We start from the raw sequence: 22,097 nt of genomic DNA, 5'->3' as shown, positions 1-22,097 counted from the left end.
CGGCTCCTCGTGGAGGGGGCGGTCAGCCCTTGATGGCGCCTTCCGCGACGCCCCGGAAGAAGAACCGCTGGAGCGTCGCGAACAGGATCACGATCGGCAGGAAGGAGATCATCGTGCCGGCCGCGATCAGGCGAGGATTGTTGGCGAACGTGCCGTTGAGATACTGCAGGCCGACGGTGAGGGTGTAGTTGTCGGGGTCGTTCAGGACGATGAGCGGCCACAGGAAGTCGTCCCAGGCGCCGATGAAGGAGAAGATCGTGACGACGCTCAGCATGCCGCGCACGTTGGGCAGGCCGATGTGGCGCAGCCGCTGCCACACCGTCGCCCCGTCGATGACCGCGGCCTCGTCCATCTCCTTGGGGATCGCCTGGAACGCGGTGTACATCAGCAGCACGTTGAGCATCGCTATCGCGCCCGGCAGCGCCACGCCGAGGAGTGTGTCGGCCAGGCCGAGCCCGCGTACGGTGACGTACTGCGAGATGATCGTGACCTCGCCGGGCAGCACGAGCGTCGCCAGGAACAGCCCGAACAGCAGCTTCGCGCCGCGGAAGCGGAGCTTGGCCAGCGCGAACCCGGCCAGGGTGGCGCCGATCAGGTTCCCCGCCACCACGATCGCCGCCACGGTCAGCGAGTTGAGCGCGTAGGACCAGACGGGGATGGTGTCGGCGACCCCGGCGTAGTTGTCCAGCGTCGGGTGCTCGGGCAGGAAGCTCGGCGTGGCGGTGTAGATGTTCTCGTCGAGGCTCTTGAGCGAGGTGGACAGCTGCCACAGGAACGGGGAGATGGTGAGCGCCAGCACCACGAGCAGCAGGGCGTAGCGCACCGCCTTCTCGCGCGTGCTGATGGTGTTGAAGCCGCCCCGGCGTGCTCGCATGTCAGGCTCCCCTCCGGTTGAGCCGCAGCAGCAGGAGCATCGGGCCGATCGTGATGACCAGCAGGACGATGCTGAGCGCGGAGGCGTAGCCGAGGTGGCCGGTGAGTCCCCGGCTGTAGAGCTGGATGAGCATCACCACCGACATGTCGCGGCCGCCGGGCCCGCCGGTGCCGTTCGACAGGACGTACAGCTCGGAGAAAACGCGCAGGGCCGAGACCGAGACCAGCACGGAGATCAGCAGCATCGTGTTGCGCACCCCCGGCACCGTGATGCTCCAGAACCGGCGCACCGGGCCCGCGCCGTCCACGGCGGCGGCCTCATGCAGCTCGCGCCGGACGTTGCCCAGTGCCGAAAGGTAGATGATCATATAATATCCGAGGCCCTTCCAGACGGTCAGGCTGATCGCGCTGAGCAGCAGCAACCACCGGTCGGTGAGGAACGGCAGCGGCTCACCGATCACGCCGAGCCACTGCGCGAAGCCGTTGATCATGCCTCGGTCGTCGAGCAGCCAGCCCCAGATCAGCGCGACCACCACGGCAGAGGCGACCACGGGGGTGTAGAAGGCGGTGCGGAAGAACGTGATGCCCGGCAGCTTCTTCTCCACCAGGATCGCCATCAGCAGGGGCAGCAGGGTGAGCAGCGGCAGGCAGATCATCATGTAGACGATGCTGTTGATCAGCGCGTCGACGAGCTGGGAGTCGTTCAGGAGGCGGTCGTAGTTGTCCAGCCCGGTGAACCAGCCGCCCCCGAGCGGTTTGGCGTTGGTGAAGGAGAGGATGACCGTGTTGATCGACGGCCACACGGAGAACACCATCAGCCAGACCGCGGCGGGGGCCACCAGCAGCCACGGCGTGAACCAGCGCTGCCGGGTCATCAGCCTTTGAGGAGCCGGTCGCACTGGGCCACCGCTTCGTCGAGCGCTTCCTTGGACGTCACGTCACCGCTGATCGCCGAGGAGAACTGCTGCGCGACGATCGTCTTCATCGCGTCGCTGACCTGGACCGGCGTGAGCAGCTTCGCCTTGGCCAGCGAGTTGAAGGCGAGGACCTTGGCGTCGCCGGAGTTGGTGCCGTCGCTCTTGCTGAAGAACGGGTCGTTGGCCGAGGCCGTGGTGCTGGGGAAGATGTTCACCAGGTGGGCGAAGGCGGCCTGGTTCTCCGCGTTGGTCACCCAGCGGGCCAGCGCGACCGCGGCGGGGACGTTCTTCGTCCTGGCGGAGACCGCCAGGCCCTGCACATAGAGCGGCGGGGTGCCGATCGCGGCCGACGGCACGATCTTGGGCGCGAGGCCGGGATTGTCGCCGGCTAGGCTCGTGATCAGGTTGCCGCCGCCGGTGGTCCAGGCCACGGTCTCCTGGGTGAACAGCTTGGAGTTGCCGGCGTAGGTGTCGGTCAGGATGTCGCGGGGCAGCAGGCCCTCCTTGTAGGCGGCACGATACTTGTCGAGCAGGGCGACGGCCTCGGGGGTGTTGAAGGTGAAGCGCGTGCCGTCGGGGGACATGACCTGCACGCCCGCGTTGGTGAGGTCGAGCAGCTCCGGCCTGCGGCTCATCAGGAAGACCTTCTTGCCGGCCTTCTCCTTGAACGTCCTGGCCTGCTCGATGAGCTCGTCCAGGGTGGTGGGCAGCTTCGCCGGGTCGAGGCCGTTCTTGGTGAGCAGCTCGGTGTTCCAGTAGTTCACGTCGGTGTTGAGGTACCACGGGTAGCTGTAGACGCCCTCGATGCCCGGATATCTGTAAGCGTCGAGGCCGCCGGCGACGTATTCCTGGGTGACCTTCGGGTCCGCCTTGGCGACGTCGAGGAGTAAGCCCTGCTTGGCCAGCGGGAGCCCGAACTCGGGGGGCAGGTTCGTGACGTCGGGGAGGTTGCCGCCCGCCGCCTGGCTCAGCACCTTCTCGGAGTAGTCCTCGCCGGGCTGGTCCAGCCACTCGACCTCGACGCCGGGGTACTTCTTCTCGAAGCCGTCGATGACGCCCTGGACGTAGTCGGTGAACTTCGGCTTGAGCGCCCACGTCTGGAAGCTGACCTTGCCCGTCACCTCGCCGGCGACGGACGCGGTGGGCGCCGCCGCCTGCTCGGGCGTGCCGAGCCCGCACCCTCCGGTCGCCCCCACGACCAGCGCTGTGGCCACTGCGGCCAGTCCTGCCCAGTGCCTTCGCATGACAGCTCTCCTTACACTTCCACCGAGGTACTAAACCGCTCTAGTTGCCGGACTATCCACCGGGCTAGACTCCGGTGTCAATAGCTGTGGACAAACGCGTGCGGCGAGGTTCCGCGCAGAAGGAGCACGTAGTGGCCCGACCGACCATCGCCGACATCGCCCGCCGGGTGGGGGTGTCCAAGGGCGCGGTGTCGTTCGCGCTCAACGGGCGCCCCGGCGTCAGCGAGGCGACCCGGGCCCGGATCCTCCAGGTGGCCGACGAGATGAACTGGCGTCCGCACAGCGCCGCCAGGGCGCTGGGCGGCGCGCGGGCCGGCGCGGTGGGGCTGGTGCTCGCCCGGCCCGCCAGCACCCTGGGCGTCGAGCCGTTCTTCGCCCAGCTGCTGTCCGGTCTGCAGGCCAGGCTGTCGGCGGAGTCGATGGCCATGAATCTCCTGGTCGTCGAGGACTCCGCGGCCGAGATCGAGACCTACCGGGAATGGACCTCGGCGCACCGCGTGGACGGCTTCGTCCTGGTCGATCCGACCGTCCGCGACCCGCGCTTCGAGGCGCTGGAGGCGCTCGGCGCGCCCGCCGTGGTGCTCGGCGGTCCGGGGCGGTTCGGCGCGCTGTCCAGCGTGTGGGCCGACGACAGGGAGGCGATGCTGTCGGTCGTCGACTATCTCGCGGCGCTCGGTCACCGGCGCGTCGCGCACGTCGCGGGGCTGCCCGGCCTCCGGCACACCCAGCGCCGCATCCGGGCGCTGCGCGACTCGGTCCGCCGGCTCGGGCTGGTCGACACGGTGTCGCTGCCGACCGACTTCAGCGACGCCGAGGGCGCGGCGGCCACCAGGACGCTGCTGTCCCGCCCGGGGCGGCCGACCGCGATCGTCTACGACAGCGACGTGATGGCGCTGGCCGGGCTGGGGGTGGCGGGCGAGATGGGCGTACGGGTGCCCGGCGAGGTGTCGATCGTGTCCTTCGACGACTCGGTGCTCACCCGGGTCACGCACCCGGGCATCACCTCGCTGTCGCGCGACACCATCGCGCTCGGCGGGCAGGTGGCCGAGGTGCTGCTCCAGGTGATCGCCGACCCGGCCCTGCGCCGCGACGTCAAGACCGCCACGCCCCGGCTGGTGGTCAGGGAGAGCACCGCGCCGCCCGCGCCTGGCACGGCGGGCTGAAGGAAGGCCGGCGCCCTTGGGAACGGCGCGTCGCTCACTCTTGGCGGAATGACTAAAGCGGTTTAGATTCCAGGGAGATCGACTCGACCCCCGGAGGACGCGTGCCCCTGCCCTTGCCCAGCTCGCCCCCGCTTCGTTTCGGCGCCAACTACGTGCCGTCGTCCGGCTGGTTCTACGGCGCGCTCGACCGCGCCGCCGCCGACGCCGTCCGGCGCGACTTCGAGGACCTCGCCGGGATCGGGCTCGACCATGTCAGGGTGTTCCCGATCTGGCCGTGGATCCAGCCCAACCGCTCGCTGATCAGGCAGGCGCCGATCGACGACCTGCTCGGCCTGATCGACCTGGCCGCCGAGTTCGAGCTGTCCGTCTCGGTGGACCTGATCCAGGGGCATCTGTCCAGCTTCGACTTCCTGCCGTCCTGGGTGCTCACCTGGCACCGGCGCAGCCTCTTCACCGACCCGGAGGTACGCGCGGGCCTGGTCGCCTATGTGGACCGGCTCGCCCGGGAGGTCGCCACCCGCGCCAACGTGTTCGCGGTCACGCTCGGCAACGAGGTGAACAACCTCTACCCCGCCAACCCGACGACGCCCGAGGCGTCCACCGCCTGGGCCGCCGAGCTGATCGACGCCGCCCGCGCCGCCGCGCCGCGCCTGCTCACCCTGCACTCGCTCTACGACGCCACGTGGTACGAGCCCGGCCACCCCTTCCATCCCGCCGACAACGTCGAGCTCGGCGATCTGACGACGGTCCACTCCTGGGTGTTCAACGGCGTCTCCGCGCTGGACGGCCCGCTCGGCCCCGCCACCGTCACCCACGCCGACTACCTGGTGGAGCTCGCCGCGGCCACCTCGGCCGACCCCACCCGGCCGGTGTGGCTCCAGGAGGTGGGCGCGCCCCGGCCCGACATCCCCGAGCACGACGCCCCGGAGTTCGTGCGCCGCATGCTCGGCGACGTCATCGCCAACCCGGCTCTGTGGGGCGTCACCTGGTGGTGCTCCCACGATCTCGACCGCTCCCTCGCCGACTTCCCCGAGCGCGAGTACGACCTCGGCCTGTTCACCGTGGATCACGTGGCCAAGCCCGTGGCCAGGGAACTGGCGGCGGTCATCCGCGAGCACCGCCGGCCCACCGGGCGCAGGCCCGCCCTGGTGTGCGAGGTGGATCTGCGGGCCGAGCCGGAGCGCCGGGGCGAGGTCGCGCCGGGCAGCGCCTTCCACACCGCGTGGGTGCGGCGGCGCCGGACCGGCCCGCTGGCCATCGTCACCGCCGCCCGGGCGGGTGACACCGCCTATCTCGACGCGCGCGGGATCGACACCGTGCTGCCACCGTGCTGACTCCGTGCTGACCCCGTGCTGACCCCGTGCTGCCACCGTGCTGACCCCGGCGTGAACCGCCGCACGCCTCCGCTCGCCGATTGAGGACACCTGCGACAGGGCCTTTGTGGTCGACTTCTGGCGAAAATCGACGCATGTCCGTACGGCAGCCGACGAAATTCGGTCTTTACTTCCGGTAATTGCGGGTTTATACACCGAATATCAACATATGTCCGGAGGTGCCCGTGACCGTTGGTGTCTGGCTGGTCGGCGCGCGCGGTTCCGTCGCGACGACCGTCGCGATCGGAGCCGCCGCCATCAGGTCGGCGTTAGTCCCTGCCCAAGGCTGCGTGACCGAGTTACCCGGCTTCCCCGGCACTCTTCCCCGGATCGCCGACCTGGTCTTCGGCGGCCACGACATCACCGACATCTCCCTGCGCAAACGGGCCGAGCGGCTCAGCGAGTCCGGCGTCGTCCCGGCCACCCTGCCCGCCCAGCTCGGCCGGGATCTCGACGCCGCCGACGCGGAGATCAGGCCGGGCGGCGTCCCGGTGGCCCGGCTCATCGAAGACCTCGTCGAGTTCCGCGAGCGGCACGGCCTCTCCCGGATCGTCGTCATCAACGTCTCCTCGACGGAGCCGCCCGCCGTCCCCCGCCCGGAGTTCGGGGACCTGGCCCTGCTGGAAGCCGCCGGGGCGGACATCCTCCCGTCGAGCAGCCGCTACGCCTACGCCGCCTTCCGCGCGGGCTGCGGCTACGTGGAGTTCACCCCCTCCCCAGGACCGACGCTTCCCGCGCTCATGGAACTCGCCGCACGCGAGTCCGTGCCGTACGCCGGACGGGACGGCAAGACCGGCGAGACGCTGGTCAAGAGCGCGCTCGCGCCGATGTTCGCCGGCCGCGCGCTGCGGGTGCGATCCTGGTCCGGCCTGAACCTGCTCGGCGGCGGGGACGGGGCGACCCTGGCCGACCCGGCCGCCCGCGCGAGCAAGGAGATCTCCAAGGACCGCGCCGTCCCCGCCGTACTCGGTGAGGAGGTCGAGGGACGGACGCACATCGACTACGTCGCCGACCTCGGCGAGTGGAAGACCGCCTGGGATCATGTGACCTTCGACGGCTTCCTCGGCACCCGGATGTCCCTGCAGTTCACCTGGCAGGGCTGCGACTCCGCGCTCGCCGCCCCCCTCGTCCTCGACCTGGCCCGCCTCGTGGCCCGGGCGCACGAGAAGGGCCGAGTCGGCGTGCTCCCCGACCTGGGCTACTTCTTCAAGGACCCCCTCGGGTCCGGCGAACACGGCCTGTCCACGCAGTACGACCGGCTCCGCGCGTTCGCCGGAGAGCTGGCATGAGGGGCCAGGTACGGGCGTTGCTGGAGCTGGTACGGGCGCCGGCGGCGGTGTCGGTGCCCGGGGACACCCTGGCGGGGGCGGCCGGCGCGCGGCGCCCCGCCGTGTACGGGCTGGCGCTCGCCTCCACGCTGCTGTACTGGGCCGGGATGGCGCTCAACGACTGGTCCGACCGGGAGGTCGACGCCGTCGAGCGGCCCGAGCGGCCCATCCCGTCGCAGCGGGTCACGCCCGGCGCCGCGCTGGGCGTGGCGGTGGGGCTGACGGCCGGGGGCCTGGCCGCCGCCGCGCTCGCCGGCGGGCGCCGGAGCCTGACCCTCGCGGGCCTGCTCGCCGGCTGCGTCTGGTCCTACGACCTGCTGCTCAAGGGGACGGCCGCCGCCCCGGCCGCGATGGCCGCCTGCCGTACGCTCGACGTGCTGCTCGGCGCCGGGGAGCGCACCCGGAGGGCCGCGCCGATGGCTCTGGCGATCGGCGCGCACACGTACGGGATCAGTGTGCTCGGCCGGGCCGAGGTGAAGGGCGCCGGGCGCGGCACCGCCGACGCCGCCCTCATCGCCACCGCCACCGCCGCCACCCTCACCGCCTTCGCCTGCCTGCCCTCCCACCGCCCGGCCCGCGACCCGGCCGACCGGCCCGGGGGGACGACCCGCCCAGGCCCTCGCCAGGCGGGCGCGACCGGCGGTTCCGGGGGGACGGCGGAGGCTGTCGGGACGGTGCTCGCGGGGGTGTTGCTGGTGGGGTACGCGGGGGCCGCCGCGCGCACGCAGGCGGGGCTGCGCGCCGATCCGAGCCCCGAGCGGGTGCGGGAGGCGGTGCGGACGGCGATCCTCGCGCTGATCCCGTTACAGGCGGCGGTGATCGCCCGGCAGGGCCGGCTCACCCAGGCGACCGCCCTGCTCGCCGCCCTCCCGGCCGGCCGCGCCCTCTCCGCCCGCATGGCGACCTCATGAACGCCCGGCCCGATCGCCACGCACCCACCCCGGACGCCGAGGCTGTGAACTGGGCTTACTGTACGAACGGGTTCTCCGGGCATCGGTTGCCGGAGGCGTTGGGGGTGCTCGCCGAGCTCGGGTACACCGGGGCGGCGATCACCCTGGACCACGGGCACCTCGACCCGTACGCCCCCGGCCTGGCCGGGGAGGTCGCGGCGATCGGCAAGCTGCTCGGTGAGCTGGGCATGAACGCCGTCGTCGAGACCGGGGGCCGCTACACGCTCGACCCCCGGCGCAAGCACTACCCCACGCTGCTGGACGACGCAGCCGACCGCCGGATCGACTACCTGACCAGGGCGATCCGGGTGGCCGCCGAGCTGGGCGCCCCGGTGGTGCACCTGTGGAGCGGCGCGATCCCGGCGGGCCTGCACCCGGACGAGGCGTGGGCGCGGCTGGCCCGGGGCTGCGAGCACCTGCTCCGTGCGGCCGAGCGCGGCGGCGTGGTGCTCGGGTTCGAGCCCGAGCCGGGCATGCTCGTGGCCGACCTCGCGGGCTACGAACGGCTGCGCGAGCTGCTCGGCGGCCCGGAGCAGCTCGGGCTGACGCTCGACATCGGGCACTGCCGCTGCGTGGAGCCGTACGACGTGCCGGAGTGTGTGCGCCGCGCGCTGCCGTACCTGGTGCATGTGCAGATCGACGACATGCGCCGGGGCGTGCACGAGCACCTGGAGTTCGGCGCGGGCGAGATCGACTTCCCGCCGGCGCTCGCCGCCCTCGACGGCTACCGGGGGCAGGTGGCGGTCGAGCTGGGCCGGCACGGCCACGCGGCGCCCGAGGTGGCCCGGCGATCGATCGACTTCCTGAGGAGGGCGCGTGAACGAATGGACCACCCAGGCCGTGCGGCAGACGCGGGCAGACCCTGAGTCGGCGCACCGCCTGTTCCCCCAGGCCGAGCGGAAGGGCGGGCCGCGGGCGCGCCCGGCGCTGCTGGCCCTGCTGGACGCCGGGACGATCGAGGCGCTCTACCGGAACGGCGACGCGGGCGAGCGCCTGTCGATCCTGCGCGCGCTGCCGGACCTCGATCTCGGCCCGGCCGCGCTGCCGATCGTCGAGGACGCGCTGCGGACCAACGACACCCGGCTGATCGCCGCCGCGCTGGGCCCGTACGGCTCCCGCTGGCTGGACGATCACGCGTTCCGCCAGGGCGTGCTCAAGTGCGTGTTCATGTCGATCCCCCTCGCCGAGGTGGACGGCCTGGACCGGCGTCACGACGCCGAACTCACCCGGATGCTCGCCGATCACGCCGCCGAACGCCGGGCGGCGGGCCGTACAGTCCCCGAGGACGTGCTGGAGAGGCTCAGATGAGAATCTTCGACCCCCATATCCATATGACGTCACGGATCACCGACGACTACGAGCGCATGCGCGCCGCGGGCGTGCGGGCCGTGGTCGAACCCGCCTTCTGGCAGGGCCAGCCGCGCACCAACGTGGGCAGCTTCCTGGACTACTTCGACACGCTGCTGGGCTGGGAGCCGTACCGCGCGGCGCAGTACGGCATCCAGCACCGCTGCGCGCTGGCGCTCAACCCTAAGGAGGCCGGTGACCTCCGGTGCGCGGGCGTGCTGGCGGAGCTGCCGCGTTACCTGCTGAAGGACTCGGTGGTCGCGGTCGGCGAGGTCGGCTACGACTCCATGACCGCGCGCGAGGAGGAGATCTTCGAGGCGCAGCTCACCATGGCGGCCGAGGCGGACCTGCCGGTGCTGGTGCACACGCCGCACCGGGACAAGACTGCGGGCACCCGCCGCACGCTCGACGTCGTGGCGGCCTCGGGCCTGCCGGCCGGGCGCGTCCTGGTCGATCATCTCAACGAGCTGACGGTCGGCATGGTCGCGGATTCGGGCTGCTGGATGGGTTTCTCCATCTACCCCGACACGAAGATGGACCCGGATCGCATGGTGGCGATCCTCCAGGAGTACGGCACCGCGCGGATGCTGGTGAACTCGGCCGCCGACTGGGGCCGCAGCGATCCGCTGAAGACCAGGCAGGTCGCCGACGCGATGCTGGCCGCCGGGTTCACCGCCGACGACGTGGCTCGGGTGCTGTGGCACAACCCGGTCGCCTTCTACGGCCAGAGCGGCAAGCTGGCTCTCGACGATCATGAGGCCGAGGCCCCCGCGGAGTACGCGGGCAACACGATCAAGCGAGGCTGACGGCGATGCGCCTGCTGCATCCGGACGGCTCGGTCGTCCATCTCGCCTACTGCACGAACGTCCATCCCGCCGAGGACCTGCCCGGCATCCGCGCCCAGCTCACCGGCTTCGCGGCGCGGGTGCGCGACCTGCTCGGCGTCCAGCGGCTGGGGGTGGGGTTGTGGCTGCCGTACGACGCGGCGCACGCGCTGCTCGCCGACCGTGCCGAGCTGGTACGGCTGCGCGGCCTGCTCACCGAGCTCGGGCTGGAGGTGGTCACGCTTAACGGCTTCCCGTATCGCGGCTTCCACCAAGAAGTCGTGAAATATCGGGTCTACTCCCCCGACTGGGGGTGCGCCGACCGGCTCGGTTACACCCTCGCCCTGGCCGAGATCCTCGCCGCCCTGCTCCCGGACGACGTCGCCGAGGGCACGATCTCCACACTCCCCCTCGCCTGGCGTACCGGCTGGACGGGCGCCAAGGCGGACGCGACGGCGCGCATGCTGGCGGAGCTGGCGCGCGGCCTGCGCGAGCTGTCCGGGCGGGCGGGCAAGGTGATCAGGGTGGGGTTCGAGCCGGAGCCGGGCTGCATCGTGGAGACCACCGCCCAGGCCGCGCGTCACCTGCGGGACGTGGACCGCGACTTCCTCGGCGTCTGCCTGGACGCCTGTCATCTCGCCGTCGGCTTCGAGGACCCGTCGATCGGGCTGGACCTGCCGATCGTGAAACTCCAGGCGTCGTGCGCGATCGAGGCGCCGCCGGAGGCGCACGCCGCGCTGGCGTCGTTCGACGAGCCGCGCTTCCTGCACCAGTCCCGCTCCGCCTCCGGCTTCACCGACGACCTGGCCGAGGCGCTGGCGGGTGGCCTGCCGGCCGGGGAGACCTGGCGGGTGCACTTCCACATGCCGCTGCACGCCGCGCCCCCGCCACCGCTCACCACCACGTCCTCCTACCTGCGCGACCTACTCGGGACCCTGGTCGGCGGCACCGCGCCGCGCACCCGGCACGTGGAGGTCGAGACCTACACGTGGTCGGTGCTGCCCTCGGCGGGCGGCGTCACCACCGGCGGCCTCGCCGAGGGCATGGCCGCCGAACTCGACTGGACCCGGCGCGAACTGCTCGCCCTCGGCCTGAAGGAGCTGTGATGACCACGCGAGGAACCCTGCTCGCCCTCGGTCCGAAGGAGCCGCGATGACCCCCGTCGTCGTCATCGATGTGGTCGGCCTGACGCCGCGTCTTCTCGCGCACATGCCCAACGTCTCCGCCGTCGGAGCCGCGGCCACGCTGCGGCCGGTGCTGCCCGCCGTCACCTGCTCGATGCAGGCCACCCTGCTCACCGGCGCGATGCCGCGCGAGCACGGGATCGTCGGCAACGGCTGGTACTTCCGCGACCTCGGCGAGGTGCTGCTGTGGCGCCAGCACAACGCCCTGGTCCAGGGCGGCCAGCTCTGGGACGCCGTGCCGGGGCTGAAGACCGCCAACGTCTGCTGGTGGTACGCCATGGGCGCGGCCAGCGACCTGCTCGTCACGCCGCGCCCGATCTACCACGCCGACGGCCGCAAGTCGCCCGACTGTTACACCCGCCCCCCGTCGCTGCACGACGACCTGGAGGCGCGCTTCGGGACGTTCCCGCTGTTCAACTACTGGGGACCGACCGCGGGCATCGCCTCCTCCCGGTGGATCGTCTCGGCCGCCCGCCACATCCTGCGCGAGGAACGCCCGGGACTCCTCATGGTGTACGTGCCGCACCTGGACTACGACCTCCAGCGCTACGGCCCCGACGGACCCGAGGCCATCGCGGCGGCCAAGGAAGTGGACGCCGCGCTCGCGCCGCTGCTCGCCGAGGACGCCACCTTCGTGATCCTCTCCGAGTACGGCATCACCGCCGCCACGAGACCGGTCGACGTCAACCGGGCCCTGCGCCGGGCCGGGCTGCTGGAGGTGCACACCCAGGCCGGGATGGAGTATCTCGACCCGTGGGCCTCCCGCGCGTTCGCCGTGGCCGACCACCAGATCGCCCACGTGTACGTGCGCGACCCGGCCGACGTGGACCGCGCCCGTGACGTCGTACGGGAGCTGCCCGGGGTGGACGAGGTGCTCGACGGCGGCGGGAAGGCGCGCTACGGCCTGGACCACGAGCGGGCGGGCGAACTGGTCGCGGTGGCCGAGCCCGACGCCTGGTTCACCTATTACTACTGGCTCACCGACGACCGCGCGCCCGACTTCGCGCGGCTGGTGGACATCCACCGCAAGCCCGGCTACGACCCGGCCGAGCTGTTCATGGACCCCGCCGACCCGCTGGTGAAGGTCCGCGCCGGGCTGGCCCTGGCCCGCAAGACGCTCGGCTTCCGCTACCTGATGAACGTGGTCCCGCTGAACCCGGCCCCGGTACGCGGCAGCCACGGCCGCCTGCCCGACGACCCCGCCGACGGCCCGGTGCTGCTGGGCCCCTTCGACGGCGACGCCTATGCCGCGACGGAGGTCAAAGACCTGCTCGTCACCCTGGCGAAGGAGGCGACGGCGCAGCCTCACTGACCCCTCTGCTCAGGTGGTCTCTCGCTTTCAGCGCGGAAGTGAGGGCGTCGAGGAGGTCGCGGCCGTGGTGCGGCGCGGCTGGACGGTCATGGTCCCGGGCTACGAGGGGCCCGGGTCGGAGTTCTTCGGTGCGTCCGAGTCGTCGCACAGCACGGCCAGGACCAGGGCCGTCACGCTGTCGGGGAAAGAGTCGTGGCGGGAGACTCGCGGGTTGCGGTAGAGGTCGGCGGCGAGGAACAGGCCGAGTTGCACGCGCAGCCGGGCCACCCGCGGATCGAGATGCGGCAGGACGCGGGACACCAGAGCGCTCCATTCGCCCACGTACTCACGCTGCGCGGTGAGCGTCGTGGCCACGACTCCCGGTTCGGCGGTGGGGTCGTCCAGGATCGCCGACCAGGTCCGCGCGATCCGCACGTACGAGCGCACCACGGCCGTGAGCGCTTGCCTGGGCGAGTCGCCGCTGGTCAGGGCGGTCTTGGCGAGCGCTTCGTCGAGGCTCAGCCACATCGCGTGGGTGCCCCGCTCGTACACCGCCTGGAGGAGATCCGCCTTGCTCGCGAAGTAGCCGTAGAGGTTCGGCCCGGTGACGTCGGCGGCGGCGCCGATGCTCGTCATCGACGTCTCGTGGTATCCGTTGCGGGAGAACTGCTCGATGGCGGCGAGCAGCAGCCGTTCCCGGCGCGACACCGGCAGCAGCTCCGCTTCGGGTGCCACCGTCTCCGCTCCCGTCGGGGGCAGCTCGGCTCGGGTCAGGGCGTGGATGCCGGCCCGCACCACGGGCAGCCGTACGGACTGGGGGGCGTGGATCGCGCGCCGGCCGACGCAGGACGTCAGTGACTGGATGGCCCAGATGAGCAGCTCTTCCTGCCCGGCGTCGAGTCCGGGCCGGGCCCGCCGCAACGGGGGGACCAGGTTCCCGGTCCACTGCCGCATCCGGCGTCGCAGCGTCCGGGCCTGCTCGGCGGGCAGATAGCGGACCTCGTGGATCCACAGGTCCGACAGATAGGGCCGGTCGGTCACCCTGGCCAGGACGTCGTCGACGACCTCCGCGAAGCCGGCGGTGTTCACCGGCTCGTCGATCCAGCCAAAGTTGTCGGCGATGACCGATTCGAGCAGCGTCGCCTTGGTGTCGAAGTGCCGATACAGCGCGCCCGCCCGGATGCCCACCTTCGCGGCGATCGTGGACATGGACACGTTGGGGTAGCCGTGCTCGACGAAGAGGTCCCGCGCGGCCACGAGGATCTGTTGCTTGCGATCGCGTGGACGGCGTCGAGGCTCGTCGGGTCGCACGGTGGCTGTCGACATGGGACTCAGCGTAGGCGCACCGGGCCGCTCCGCCGTCACATGGCCGCATACTCACCGTTGCTTTTAAGTGAATGTTGAGTAAGCTCCTAAATGAGTCGACCGGTTGAGATTACCTGGTACGAGAGAGATAAGCGGCGCTACGTTCATTCAAGAAGTGGATTGAGGTGGGCGCGAATGCCCGAGTCCTGGAAGGCCGACGACAGCGTGCGGGCGGTGTACGACCTCGCCTCGTCCTTCGTGTCGGCCGAGCTGCTGCCCCACCGGGACAAGTGGGAGGCGCAGCACCACGTCGACCGCGACGTCTGGCTCAAGGCGGGCGAGCTCGGCCTGCTCTGCTGCTCCATCCCCGAGGAATACGGCGGCGGCGGAGGCACCATCGCGCACGACCTCGCGATCTGCGAGGCGCAGGCCCGAGCCGGCGAGACCAGCTGGGGCAACATGGTGCACAGCGGGATCGTCGCGCACTACCTGCTGGCCTACGGCACCGAGGACCAGAAGCGGCGGTGGCTGCCCCGGCTCGCCTCCGGCGAGATGATCGGCGCCATCGCGATGACCGAGCCGGGCACCGGGTCCGACCTCCAGGGCATCCGGACCAAGGCCGTGCGCGACGGCGAGTCGTACGTCATCGACGGCGCCAAGACCTTCATCTCCAACGGCCACCTGGCCGACCTCATCGTGGTGGTGGCCAGGACCGACGCCGCCAAGGGCGCGAAGGGCATCTCGCTGGTCGTCGTGGAGACGGCCGACTGCCCGGGGTTCGTCCGTGGACGGATCCTCGAGAAGGTCGGTCAGCACGGCGCCGACACCGCCGAGTTCTCCTTCGAGCGGACGCGGGTGCCCGCGGACAACCTGCTCGGCGGGGTGGAAGGGCAGGGCTTCGCGCAGTTGATGAACCAGCTGCCGCAGGAGCGGCTGCTCATCTCGGTCCTCGCGGTCGCCGGGATGGAGGCCGCGATGGAGCAGACCGTCGACTACGTCAAGCAGCGGCGGGCGTTCGGACAGTCCATCTGGGACTTCCAGAACACGAAGTTCACCCTCGCCGAGGGCGCGACGACGACGCGGGTCGCCCGCGTCTTCCTCGACAGTTGCATCGACCTGCACCTCGAAGGCCGGCTCGACGCGGCCACGGCCGCGATGGCGAAGTGGTGGCTCACCGAGCAGCAGGTGACATTGATCGACGAATGCGTGCAACTGCACGGCGGCTACGGCTATATGCGGGAATACGCCATCGCCCGCATGTACCAGGACGCCCGGGTGCAGAAGATCTACGGCGGAGCCAACGAGGTCATGAAGGACCTCATCGCACGATCCCTGTGAACCACAACGAAAGGCAGAAGGACATGACAGGACCAGTGGTCATCTCCGGCCGTCGCGTCTTACCGGTGGCCGAGATGAAGGAGCGCGCGGCTCGCCTCGCGTCGGGCCTGCGGCAACTGGGCGTCGGCCCCGGCGACAGGTACGCCATCATGATGCGCAACGAGACGGGCATGCTCGAGGCCACGTTCGCCGCGTCGCTCATCGGGGCGGTCCCCGTACCGGTCAACTGGCACTGGACCGGAGCCGACCTGCGGCATCTGCTGAGCGACAGCCAGGCCAAGGTGGTGGTGGTCCACTCCGATCTCGTGCCGATCGTGGAAGCCCAGAAACCGGAGCGGTTGCGGATCGTCGAGGTCGCGGTCCCGCCGGAGGTGGCCGAGGAGTTCGCGCTGGGCACGGTGGCGCCGACCGGCCGTTACCCGATGGCCGAGCAGCTCATCGAGGACAACGACCCGCCCGCGGAGTCGGTGCTCACCCCGCCCATGTCGGTGATCTACACCTCGGGCACGACCGGGCTCGCCAAAGGGGTGCTGCGCGACCCGATCGCCCCCGAGAAGGCCGGCGACATCGCCGGTCTCCTGCGCCAGGTGGTGGGCTTCCGGGCCGGCGGCACGGCCGTGATCCCCGCGCCGCTCTACCACACCGCTCCCAACGTGGCCGCGACCTACGCCCTGGCCATGGGGATGAGCCTGGTGATCATGCCGAAGTTCGACGCCGAGCAGTTCCTCCGGGTCGTCGCGGAGCACCGGGCAACCGCCGCGCAGATGGTGCCGACCATGTTCGTGCGGCTCCTGCGGCTGCCGCAGGACATCCGGGAGAAGTACGACCTCTCCTCGCTGGAGAACGTCTCGCACTCCGCCGCGCCCTGCCCGCCGGACATCAAACGGGCGATGATCGACTGGTTCGGCCCGACCATCAGCGAGTACTACGGCGGATCCGAGGGCGGCGCCTGGACCGTCTGCACGAGCGAGCAGTGGCTGGCCCACCCCGGCACGGTCGGCGCGCCGGTCGGGGACGCGGCGATCAGGATCCTCGGTCCCGACAGGACCGAGGTCCCGGCCGGCGAGACAGGCGTCGTCTACGGCCGGCCTCCGTCGGCCTGGCCGGACTTCACCTATCTCGGCGACGACGCCAAGCGACGGGCCATCGACGCCGGTGACGGCTTCTACACCCTCGGCGACGTCGGCCACGTCGACAAGGACGGCTACCTCTACCTCAGCGACCGGCTCAACGACATGGTGATCTCCGGCGGGGTGAACATCTACCCCGTCGAGATCGAGAACACCGTGCTCGGACTGGCGGGCGTCGCGGACGTGGCCGTGTTCGGCATCCCGGACGCCGACTTCGGCGAGGCGCTGGCGGCGCACGTGGAGCTGCTGCCGGACGCGACGGTGACCGAGGACCAGGTACGGGAGCACGTCGAGCGGAACCTGGCCAAGTACAAGGTGCCCAAGGTGGTCGTGTTCGAGGCACGGCTGCCCCGCGAGGACTCCGGCAAGCTGTTCAAGCGGCGCCTCCGCGAGCAGTACTGGCCGGCCCATGGCTGACGGGCCGCTCGCGGGCCTGCGGGTGCTGGAACTCGGCGGCATCGGCCCGGGCCCCCACGCGTGCATGATCTTCGCCGACCTGGGCGCCGACGTGATCCGCATCGAGCGCCCCACCAGGACGGTGGGCGAAACGGACCACATGCTGCGCGGCAGGCAGGTCGTCGTGGCTGACCTGAAGAACCCGGCGGACATCGCCCGGGTACGGGAACTGGCCGACGAGGCGGACGTGTTCGTCGAGGGATACCGGCCCGGCGTAGCCGAACGGATGGGCTTCGGCCCCGACGTGTGCAGGAGGCGCAACCCCCGCCTGATCTACGGCCGGATGACCGGCTGGGGCCAGGACGGCGTCCTGTCCCGGACCGCCGGGCACGACATCAACTACATCTCGCTGACCGGCGTCCTGGAGAGCATCGGCCGCGCCGGCGCGCGACCGGTCCCGCCGCTGAACCTGGTCGGCGACTTCGGCGGCGGCTCGATGTTCCTCGTCGCCGGTGTCCTCGCCGCCCTGTGGGAGCGGGAACGCTCCGGGCTGGGACAGGTCGTGGACGCGGCGATGTGCGACGGCGCCAGCGTGCTGGCGCACATGATGTGGTCCCTGCGGGGCGAGGGCCGCTGGTCGAGTGAACGCGGGACGAACCTGCTCGACGGGAGCCGCCCGTACTACGACACCTATATCTGCGCGGACGGCCGCAGTGTGGCGGTCGGCTGCATCGAGCCGCAGTTCTTCGCGGAGATGGTGCGGATCCTGGAGCTGGACACCGCCGCGCTCCCCGAGCAGTACGACGAGTCGCGCGCCGACGAGCTGCGCGACGCCCTCGCCGGCGCGTTCAGCAAGCGGACCATGGCGGAGTGGGCCGAGGTGTTCGCCGGCACCGACGCGTGTGTCACCCCGGTCCTGACCTTCGAGGAGGCGCTGGAGAACCCCCACCTGGTGGAGCGCGAGGTCTTCACCTCGATCGACGGCGTCGACCAGCCTCGGCCCGCGCCACGGTTCTCCAGGACCCCGGCGGGCGAGCCGGTCGCGGCCCGGCGGGTGACCGAGGCGTCCTGGCAGCACACCACAGACCTGAGGAGCGAGCTTTGACCAGCAAAGTAGTCGTCGCGGGCGTCGGGATGATCCCCTTCAGCAAGCCCGGTAAGAGCGATCCCTACGACGTCATGGGCGCCGAGGCGGCCCGCCGCGCGCTCGCCGACGCGGGCGTGGCGTACCCGGCCGTACAGCAGTCCTATGTCGGCTTCGTCTACGGTGACTCCACCTCGGGGCAGAAGGCGCTCTACCGCCTGGGCCAGAGCGGCGCACCGGTCATCAACGTCAACAACAACTGCTCGACCGGGTCGTCGGCTCTCTGGCTCGCCCATCAGGCGGTGGCGAGCGGCCAGGCCGAGGTGGCGCTGGCGCTCGGCTTCGAGCAGATGAACCCGGGCGCGCTCGGCTCGGTGTGGAGTGACCGGCCGGACGTGCTGGGAGCCTTCGCGCAGGTCCGGGACGAGGTGGCAGGGGTTCCCGATCCGGGCGCGCCGCCCGCGGCCACCTATTTCGGCGCGGCGGGTCAGGCCTACGTCGACGAGTACGGGATCGACCCGGCGACGTTCGCGCACATCACCGTGAAGTCCCGCAGGCACGCGGCGGCCAATCCGTACGCCGTGTTCCGCGCCCCGCTCACGGTCGAGGAAGTGCTGGGCTCCCCGCACATCTACGGGCCGCTCACCCGCTTCCAATGCTGCCCACCGACCTGCGGGGCAGCGGCGGCGGTGCTGGTCTCACCGGAGTACGCCAGAAGGCACGCGCTGCGCGCGGACGTCGTGATCGAGGCGCAGTCGCTGGTCACCGACCAGCCGACCACGTTCGAGGGTGACCCGCGCAAACTGGTCGGCTACGACATGACGGTCGCCGCCTCGCGCCAGGTCTACGAGAAGTCCGGCATCGGCCCCGAGGACATCGGGGTGGTGGAGCTGCACGACTGCTTCACGACCAACGAGTTGCTCACCTACGAGGCCCTCGGCCTCACCCCGGAGGGCACCGCCGAGAAGTTCGTGCTCGACGGAGCCAACACCTATGGCGGCAAGGTCGTCACCAACCCGTCCGGCGGGCTGATCTCCAAGGGGCATCCGCTCGGCGCGACCGGACTCGCCCAGGCGGCCGAGCTCGTGTGGCAGCTGCGTGGCCAGGCGGAGGACCGGCAGGTGGCCGGCGTCGACGTCGCGCTGCAGCACAACCTGGGGCTGGGCGGCGCCTGCGTCGTCACGCTGTACAAGAAGGTGGACGGCTGATGGGGCTGGACCGGTCGCTCATCGGCGAGGAGAGGGCGGGCGGCACACTGCTCGTCACCCGCAGCCGGCTGCGGCTGTTCGCGAAGGCGACAGGACAGACCGACCCGATCTTCGTCGACCTGGACGCCGCCCAGCAGGCCGGGCACCGCGACCTGCCCGTGCCTCCGACGTTCTTCTTCGGCGTCGACCTCGAAACGCCGGACCCGTTCGACCACCTCACCGCGTACGGCGTCGACCTGCGCGCGGTGCTCCACGGCGAGCAGGAGTTCGCCTACCACCGGCTCGCCTACGCCGGTGACGAGCTCAGCTCGTCCTCCAAGGTCGTCGACGTGTACGAGAAGAAGGGCGGCGCCCTGCGTTTCCTGGTGACCGAGCTGCCGGTCACCGACCAGGACGGAACGGTCGTCGTGACGATGCGGAACACGCTCGTGGTCCGCGCCCTGCCGGAAGCGAGCTCCTGAATGGCCCCGGACCTGAAGCCGGGCAGCCGGCTCGACGAGCTGACCGTCCCGCCGATCTCGCGCCACACCCTCGCGCTCTTCGCGGGCGCCTCCGGTGACCACAACCCGATCCACGTCGACCTCGACGTGGCCAAGTCGGCCGGGCTGGACGACGTCTTCGCCCACGGCATGCTGTCCATGGCCTACCTCGCGAGGCTCCTGACGAACAACTTCCCGCCGGACAAGCTGCGGTCGTACCGAGTGCGGTTCGCCGCCATCACCCCGGTTCACGGCCGGCCCAGCTGCCAGGCCGTGGTCAACGGCATCACCGACGTCGACGGCGAGCGGGTCGCCACCCTCGACCTCACGGTGACCCTCGCCGACGGCACGGTGACCCTCACCGGTGAAGCCTCGGTCGCGCTCGACTGACCCTCACCCCCAACCTGAAGGACGGCAATCATGGGAAAGCTGGACGGCAAGTCCGCCCTCGTCACGGGCGCCGGGCGGGGCATCGGCCGGAGCATCGCGCTGAAACTCGCGAGCGAAGGCGCCGGGGTCGTGGTGAACGACCTCGACGAGGCCCCCGCCCGCGAGGTGGTCGAGGAGATCCGCAAGAACGGCGGCACGGCGGTGCCGTTCCCCGGCAGCGTCACCGGTGACGGCTTCGCGCCGGCGTTCGTCGGCACCGCGGTGGACACCTTCGGCGGCGTCGACATCATCATCAACAACGCCGGCTACACCTGGGACAACGTGGTGCAGAAGATGACCGACGAGCAGTGGCACGCCATCGTCGATCTGCACCTGAAGGCGCCGTTCGACATCCTGCGCGCCGCCCAGCCGGTGATCAGCGCCGCGGTACGCAAGGAACGGGCGGACGGGCTCACCGTGCACCGCAAGGTCGTCAACATCTCCTCGGTCGCGGGGCTGTTCGGCAACGCCGGGCAGGCCAACTACTCGGCGGCCAAGGCCGGGATCGTGGGCCTGACCAAGACCCTCGCCAAGGAGTGGGGCCGCTACAACGTCAACGTCAACTGCGTCGCGTTCGGTTTCATCCAGACCCGGCTCACCGAGGCGGCGGCGGACGGCGACGCGTACATCGACGTCGAAGGGCGGCAGATCAAGGTCGGCGTCAACCCGCAACTGCTGGAGGCCCTCAACCGGGCCATCCCGCTGGGCCGCGCCGGCACGCCGGAGGAGGCCGCCGGCTCTGTCGTGATGCTCACCTACCCGGAGGCGGACTACGTCAGCGGGCAGGTGATCGTCACCGGCGGCGGCTTCGAGGGCTGACGACTCAGGGCCCCTGGCCAAGAAGGGCATCGTGGAGGTCACCCGGAGCGGGGTGAGTGTCCAGCCTCAACCAGGGCCCGGGGTCCGCTCCACCGGTCAGCTTGGCGAACTTGGCGATCGTCCCATGGTCGTCGGACTTGGCGGTCGTTCCATGGTCGCTGGTCAGGTCGGCGGACTTGGCGGTCGTTCCATGGTCGTCGGTCAGGTCGTGGACGTCGTGGTGGAACTGGCGGCCGTCCTGGAGGGTCATGGTGATGCCGGCGGCCCAGTGGTCGGGGAGGTGGCGGTCCAGGGCGGGGTCGGCCTCCATGGTGATCTCGGGGTGGGGGCCCGCGCCCAGGTCGGCGGCGCGGTAGAACCGTACGTCGTCGGCGCGGCCCCGGATGGCGGCGGTCACGGCGAAGGCGGCGCTGGCGGCGGCCTCCGCCGGGCCGGGAGGCTGGGTCGAGGCGTTGACGAAACGCAGCAGTACGGCGGGCAGCCGCACCCGCACGGCCACCGCGTCCCTGAGCGGCACGCCCGCCGCGGCCAGTTGGGTGACCGCGGCCACGACCGCGTGCAGCGGCCGGGCGCAGGGGTACGCCTTGAAGGCGCAGCGTTCCAGGTGGACGCCCTCACGCGCGCTCTCCGGCCCGGCGGCGCGGCCGAGCGCGGCGGTGGCGGGCCCGTCCAGCAGGGTCAGGCTGGCCCGCGCCCCGGCCCTGGCCAGGTAGGCGGCATCGACGCCGTCAGCGGCGGCGCGCCCGGCCAGCAGGTAGTGGCCCTCGCCGAACTCGTCGGCGGTGAGCAGGCCGCCCAGTCCGGCGGCGGCCAGCGCGAGCGCGGTCCGGGTGCGCTCCTCGTCCAGGCCGAGGACGCTGGCTGCGGCCGCCGCCGAGCCGAGCGCGCCGAACAGGGCGGTGGGCCACCAGGCGGCGTACAGCGCCGAGCCGCCGAATCGCAGCCCGGCCTCGACGACCGCCTCGTACCCGGCCAGCACCGCGTCCACCACGGCGGCCCCGTCGCGGCCCTCGCGGGCGGCGGTCAGCAGCGCGGCGGGGACCACGACGGCGGCGGGCACCACCGCGGCCTGCGGGTGGAAGCCGTCGAACTCGTCCACGTGCGCCAGCGTGGCTTCCACCAGCACAGCAGTGCGCAACGACCGCTCGCCACCGGCCGCCGACGAGAACGGTCCGCCAAGGAACCGCTCGCCGCCGCCCGCCGGTTTGCCAAGGAAGCGCTCGCCGCCGGCCGCCGGTGGGAACGGTTCGCCGAGAAACGTGGCCAGCGTGGCGGCCACCGGGTGGTCCGCGCCCGCCGCCACGCAGCCCATGGTGTCCAGGACGTGCAGGACGGCGAGCTCGCGGGCCCGGGGCGTGGCCGTCGCGGTGGCCAGGCGGGCTCGGTCGGACAGCTCGGTCAGGACCGTACTCATC

Annotated in this window: 21 protein-coding genes; 16 read left to right on the top strand and 5 right to left on the bottom strand. The window is 71.4% G+C overall.

From position 1 onward, the window contains the following. Positions 1-22: 22 nt before the first annotated feature. The 3 genes from IEY87_RS32080 to IEY87_RS32070 are packed head-to-tail and all read right to left on the bottom strand — an operon-like array spanning position 23 to position 3,034. Positions 23-874, bottom strand: coding sequence for a carbohydrate ABC transporter permease (locus IEY87_RS32080; RefSeq protein WP_189142584.1), 852 nt, complete (start codon positions 872-874; stop codon positions 23-25). A gap of 1 nt (position 875) precedes the next feature. Beyond that, complete coding sequence (locus tag IEY87_RS32075; RefSeq protein WP_189142583.1) at positions 876-1,748, bottom strand: carbohydrate ABC transporter permease; 873 nt, start codon at positions 1,746-1,748, stop codon at positions 876-878. Further along, positions 1,748-3,034 (bottom strand): ABC transporter substrate-binding protein, encoded by a 1,287-nt coding sequence (locus IEY87_RS32070; protein WP_189142582.1) that lies wholly within the window; start codon positions 3,032-3,034, stop codon positions 1,748-1,750. Before IEY87_RS32070 ends, IEY87_RS32075 begins: the two co-directional genes overlap by 1 nt. Positions 3,035-3,165: 131 nt before the next feature. Between IEY87_RS32070 and IEY87_RS32065 the strand changes: the two genes are divergently transcribed. The 9 genes from IEY87_RS32065 to IEY87_RS32025 all read left to right on the top strand — a co-directional run bounded on the left by IEY87_RS32065 (position 3,166) and on the right by IEY87_RS32025 (position 12,515). Further along, entirely contained in the window at positions 3,166-4,197 is a 1,032-nt protein-coding gene (locus IEY87_RS32065) for a LacI family DNA-binding transcriptional regulator (protein ID WP_189142581.1), read from the top strand. Between the two features lie 101 nt (positions 4,198-4,298). Next, positions 4,299-5,531, top strand: coding sequence for a glycoside hydrolase 5 family protein (locus IEY87_RS32060; protein ID WP_225277864.1), 1,233 nt, complete (start codon positions 4,299-4,301; stop codon positions 5,529-5,531). Positions 5,532-5,755: 224 nt separating this feature from the next. Continuing rightward, on the top strand, positions 5,756-6,859 hold the full coding sequence (locus tag IEY87_RS32055) for an inositol-3-phosphate synthase (RefSeq protein WP_189142580.1): 1,104 nt from the start codon (positions 5,756-5,758) through the stop codon (positions 6,857-6,859). After that, a complete protein-coding gene (locus IEY87_RS32050) occupies positions 6,856-7,809 on the top strand; it encodes an SCO3242 family prenyltransferase (protein WP_189142579.1) in 954 nt (317 codons plus the stop codon). Before IEY87_RS32055 ends, IEY87_RS32050 begins: the two co-directional genes overlap by 4 nt. Further along, positions 7,806-8,714: a sugar phosphate isomerase/epimerase family protein gene (locus IEY87_RS32045; protein ID WP_189142578.1), complete on the top strand. Its 909-nt coding sequence runs from the start codon at positions 7,806-7,808 to the stop codon at positions 8,712-8,714. The genes IEY87_RS32050 and IEY87_RS32045 overlap by 4 nt, the downstream gene beginning before the upstream one ends. Beyond that, positions 8,665-9,156, top strand: coding sequence for an EboA domain-containing protein (locus IEY87_RS32040; protein WP_189142577.1), 492 nt, complete (start codon positions 8,665-8,667; stop codon positions 9,154-9,156). Before IEY87_RS32045 ends, IEY87_RS32040 begins: the two co-directional genes overlap by 50 nt. After that, positions 9,153-10,001 (top strand): TatD family hydrolase, encoded by an 849-nt coding sequence (locus IEY87_RS32035; protein WP_189142576.1) that lies wholly within the window; start codon positions 9,153-9,155, stop codon positions 9,999-10,001. The genes IEY87_RS32040 and IEY87_RS32035 overlap by 4 nt, the downstream gene beginning before the upstream one ends. A 5-nt stretch (positions 10,002-10,006) precedes the next feature. After that, the gene (gene eboE, locus IEY87_RS32030) at positions 10,007-11,125 is read left to right on the top strand and encodes a metabolite traffic protein EboE (RefSeq protein ID WP_189142575.1); all 1,119 of its coding nucleotides are present in this window, start codon (positions 10,007-10,009) and stop codon (positions 11,123-11,125) included. A gap of 46 nt (positions 11,126-11,171) precedes the next feature. Further along, the gene (locus IEY87_RS32025) at positions 11,172-12,515 is read left to right on the top strand and encodes an alkaline phosphatase family protein (protein ID WP_189142574.1); all 1,344 of its coding nucleotides are present in this window, start codon (positions 11,172-11,174) and stop codon (positions 12,513-12,515) included. A 99-nt stretch (positions 12,516-12,614) separates the two neighbouring features. Here the strand turns inward: IEY87_RS32025 and IEY87_RS32020 are convergent, their stop codons facing one another. Beyond that, positions 12,615-13,820 carry a TetR/AcrR family transcriptional regulator gene (locus tag IEY87_RS32020; protein WP_189142573.1) on the bottom strand — a complete coding sequence of 402 codons (1,206 nt, stop codon included), beginning with the start codon at positions 13,818-13,820 and terminating at the stop codon, positions 12,615-12,617. A gap of 174 nt (positions 13,821-13,994) precedes the next feature. On the opposite strand from IEY87_RS32020, the gene IEY87_RS32015 reads away from it, so the two are divergent. The 7 genes from IEY87_RS32015 to IEY87_RS31985 are packed head-to-tail and all read left to right on the top strand — an operon-like array spanning position 13,995 to position 20,682. Further along, positions 13,995-15,137, top strand: a complete 1,143-nt coding sequence (locus IEY87_RS32015) for an acyl-CoA dehydrogenase family protein (RefSeq protein ID WP_189142572.1) — start codon at positions 13,995-13,997, stop codon at positions 15,135-15,137. 23 nt (positions 15,138-15,160) lie between these two features. Further along, positions 15,161-16,684, top strand: coding sequence for an AMP-binding protein (locus IEY87_RS32010; RefSeq protein WP_189142571.1), 1,524 nt, complete (start codon positions 15,161-15,163; stop codon positions 16,682-16,684). Further along, complete coding sequence (locus tag IEY87_RS32005; protein WP_189142570.1) at positions 16,677-17,768, top strand: CaiB/BaiF CoA transferase family protein; 1,092 nt, start codon at positions 16,677-16,679, stop codon at positions 17,766-17,768. The genes IEY87_RS32010 and IEY87_RS32005 overlap by 8 nt, the downstream gene beginning before the upstream one ends. Next, a complete protein-coding gene (locus IEY87_RS32000; protein ID WP_189142569.1) occupies positions 17,765-18,955 on the top strand; it encodes a lipid-transfer protein in 1,191 nt (396 codons plus the stop codon). The genes IEY87_RS32005 and IEY87_RS32000 overlap by 4 nt, the downstream gene beginning before the upstream one ends. Next, the gene (locus IEY87_RS31995) at positions 18,955-19,416 is read left to right on the top strand and encodes a MaoC family dehydratase N-terminal domain-containing protein (protein ID WP_189142568.1); all 462 of its coding nucleotides are present in this window, start codon (positions 18,955-18,957) and stop codon (positions 19,414-19,416) included. Before IEY87_RS32000 ends, IEY87_RS31995 begins: the two co-directional genes overlap by 1 nt. Then, entirely contained in the window at positions 19,417-19,824 is a 408-nt protein-coding gene (locus IEY87_RS31990; RefSeq protein WP_189142567.1) for a MaoC/PaaZ C-terminal domain-containing protein, read from the top strand. A gap of 30 nt (positions 19,825-19,854) precedes the next feature. Continuing rightward, positions 19,855-20,682 (top strand): SDR family NAD(P)-dependent oxidoreductase, encoded by an 828-nt coding sequence (locus IEY87_RS31985; protein ID WP_189142566.1) that lies wholly within the window; start codon positions 19,855-19,857, stop codon positions 20,680-20,682. Between the two features lie 4 nt (positions 20,683-20,686). Here IEY87_RS31985 and IEY87_RS31980 read toward each other — a convergent pair whose 3' ends face one another. Next, the gene (locus IEY87_RS31980) at positions 20,687-22,096 is read right to left on the bottom strand and encodes an MmgE/PrpD family protein (RefSeq protein WP_189142565.1); all 1,410 of its coding nucleotides are present in this window, start codon (positions 22,094-22,096) and stop codon (positions 20,687-20,689) included. Position 22,097: the final 1 nt, after the last annotated feature.

This window comes from Nonomuraea glycinis (assembly GCF_014646515.1).
Classification (GTDB): Bacteria; Actinomycetota; Actinomycetes; order Streptosporangiales; family Streptosporangiaceae; genus Nonomuraea; species Nonomuraea glycinis.
This window is presented reverse-complemented; position numbering and strand designations above follow the sequence as displayed.

Excerpts from the sequence above, each read along its gene's own strand:
- IEY87_RS31995 (WP_189142568.1), top strand. The coding sequence starts at position 18,955 with ATGGGGCTGGACCGGTCGCTCATCGGCGAGGAGAGGGCGGGCGGCACA.
- IEY87_RS31985 (WP_189142566.1), top strand. The coding sequence starts at position 19,855 with ATGGGAAAGCTGGACGGCAAGTCCGCCCTCGTCACGGGCGCCGGGCGG.
- IEY87_RS31980 (WP_189142565.1), bottom strand. The coding sequence starts at position 22,096 with ATGAGTACGGTCCTGACCGAGCTGTCCGACCGAGCCCGCCTGGCCACC.
- IEY87_RS32050 (WP_189142579.1), top strand. The coding sequence starts at position 6,856 with ATGAGGGGCCAGGTACGGGCGTTGCTGGAGCTGGTACGGGCGCCGGCG.
- IEY87_RS32010 (WP_189142571.1), top strand. The coding sequence starts at position 15,161 with ATGACAGGACCAGTGGTCATCTCCGGCCGTCGCGTCTTACCGGTGGCC.
- IEY87_RS32025 (WP_189142574.1), top strand. The coding sequence starts at position 11,172 with ATGACCCCCGTCGTCGTCATCGATGTGGTCGGCCTGACGCCGCGTCTT.
- IEY87_RS32070 (WP_189142582.1), bottom strand. The coding sequence starts at position 3,034 with ATGCGAAGGCACTGGGCAGGACTGGCCGCAGTGGCCACAGCGCTGGTC.
- IEY87_RS32080 (WP_189142584.1), bottom strand. The coding sequence starts at position 874 with ATGCGAGCACGCCGGGGCGGCTTCAACACCATCAGCACGCGCGAGAAG.
- IEY87_RS32015 (WP_189142572.1), top strand. The coding sequence starts at position 13,995 with ATGCCCGAGTCCTGGAAGGCCGACGACAGCGTGCGGGCGGTGTACGAC.
- eboE (WP_189142575.1), top strand. The coding sequence starts at position 10,007 with ATGCGCCTGCTGCATCCGGACGGCTCGGTCGTCCATCTCGCCTACTGC.
- IEY87_RS32045 (WP_189142578.1), top strand. The coding sequence starts at position 7,806 with ATGAACGCCCGGCCCGATCGCCACGCACCCACCCCGGACGCCGAGGCT.
- IEY87_RS32005 (WP_189142570.1), top strand. The coding sequence starts at position 16,677 with ATGGCTGACGGGCCGCTCGCGGGCCTGCGGGTGCTGGAACTCGGCGGC.
- IEY87_RS32075 (WP_189142583.1), bottom strand. The coding sequence starts at position 1,748 with ATGACCCGGCAGCGCTGGTTCACGCCGTGGCTGCTGGTGGCCCCCGCC.
- IEY87_RS32020 (WP_189142573.1), bottom strand. The coding sequence starts at position 13,820 with ATGTCGACAGCCACCGTGCGACCCGACGAGCCTCGACGCCGTCCACGC.
- IEY87_RS32035 (WP_189142576.1), top strand. The coding sequence starts at position 9,153 with ATGAGAATCTTCGACCCCCATATCCATATGACGTCACGGATCACCGAC.
- IEY87_RS31990 (WP_189142567.1), top strand. The coding sequence starts at position 19,417 with ATGGCCCCGGACCTGAAGCCGGGCAGCCGGCTCGACGAGCTGACCGTC.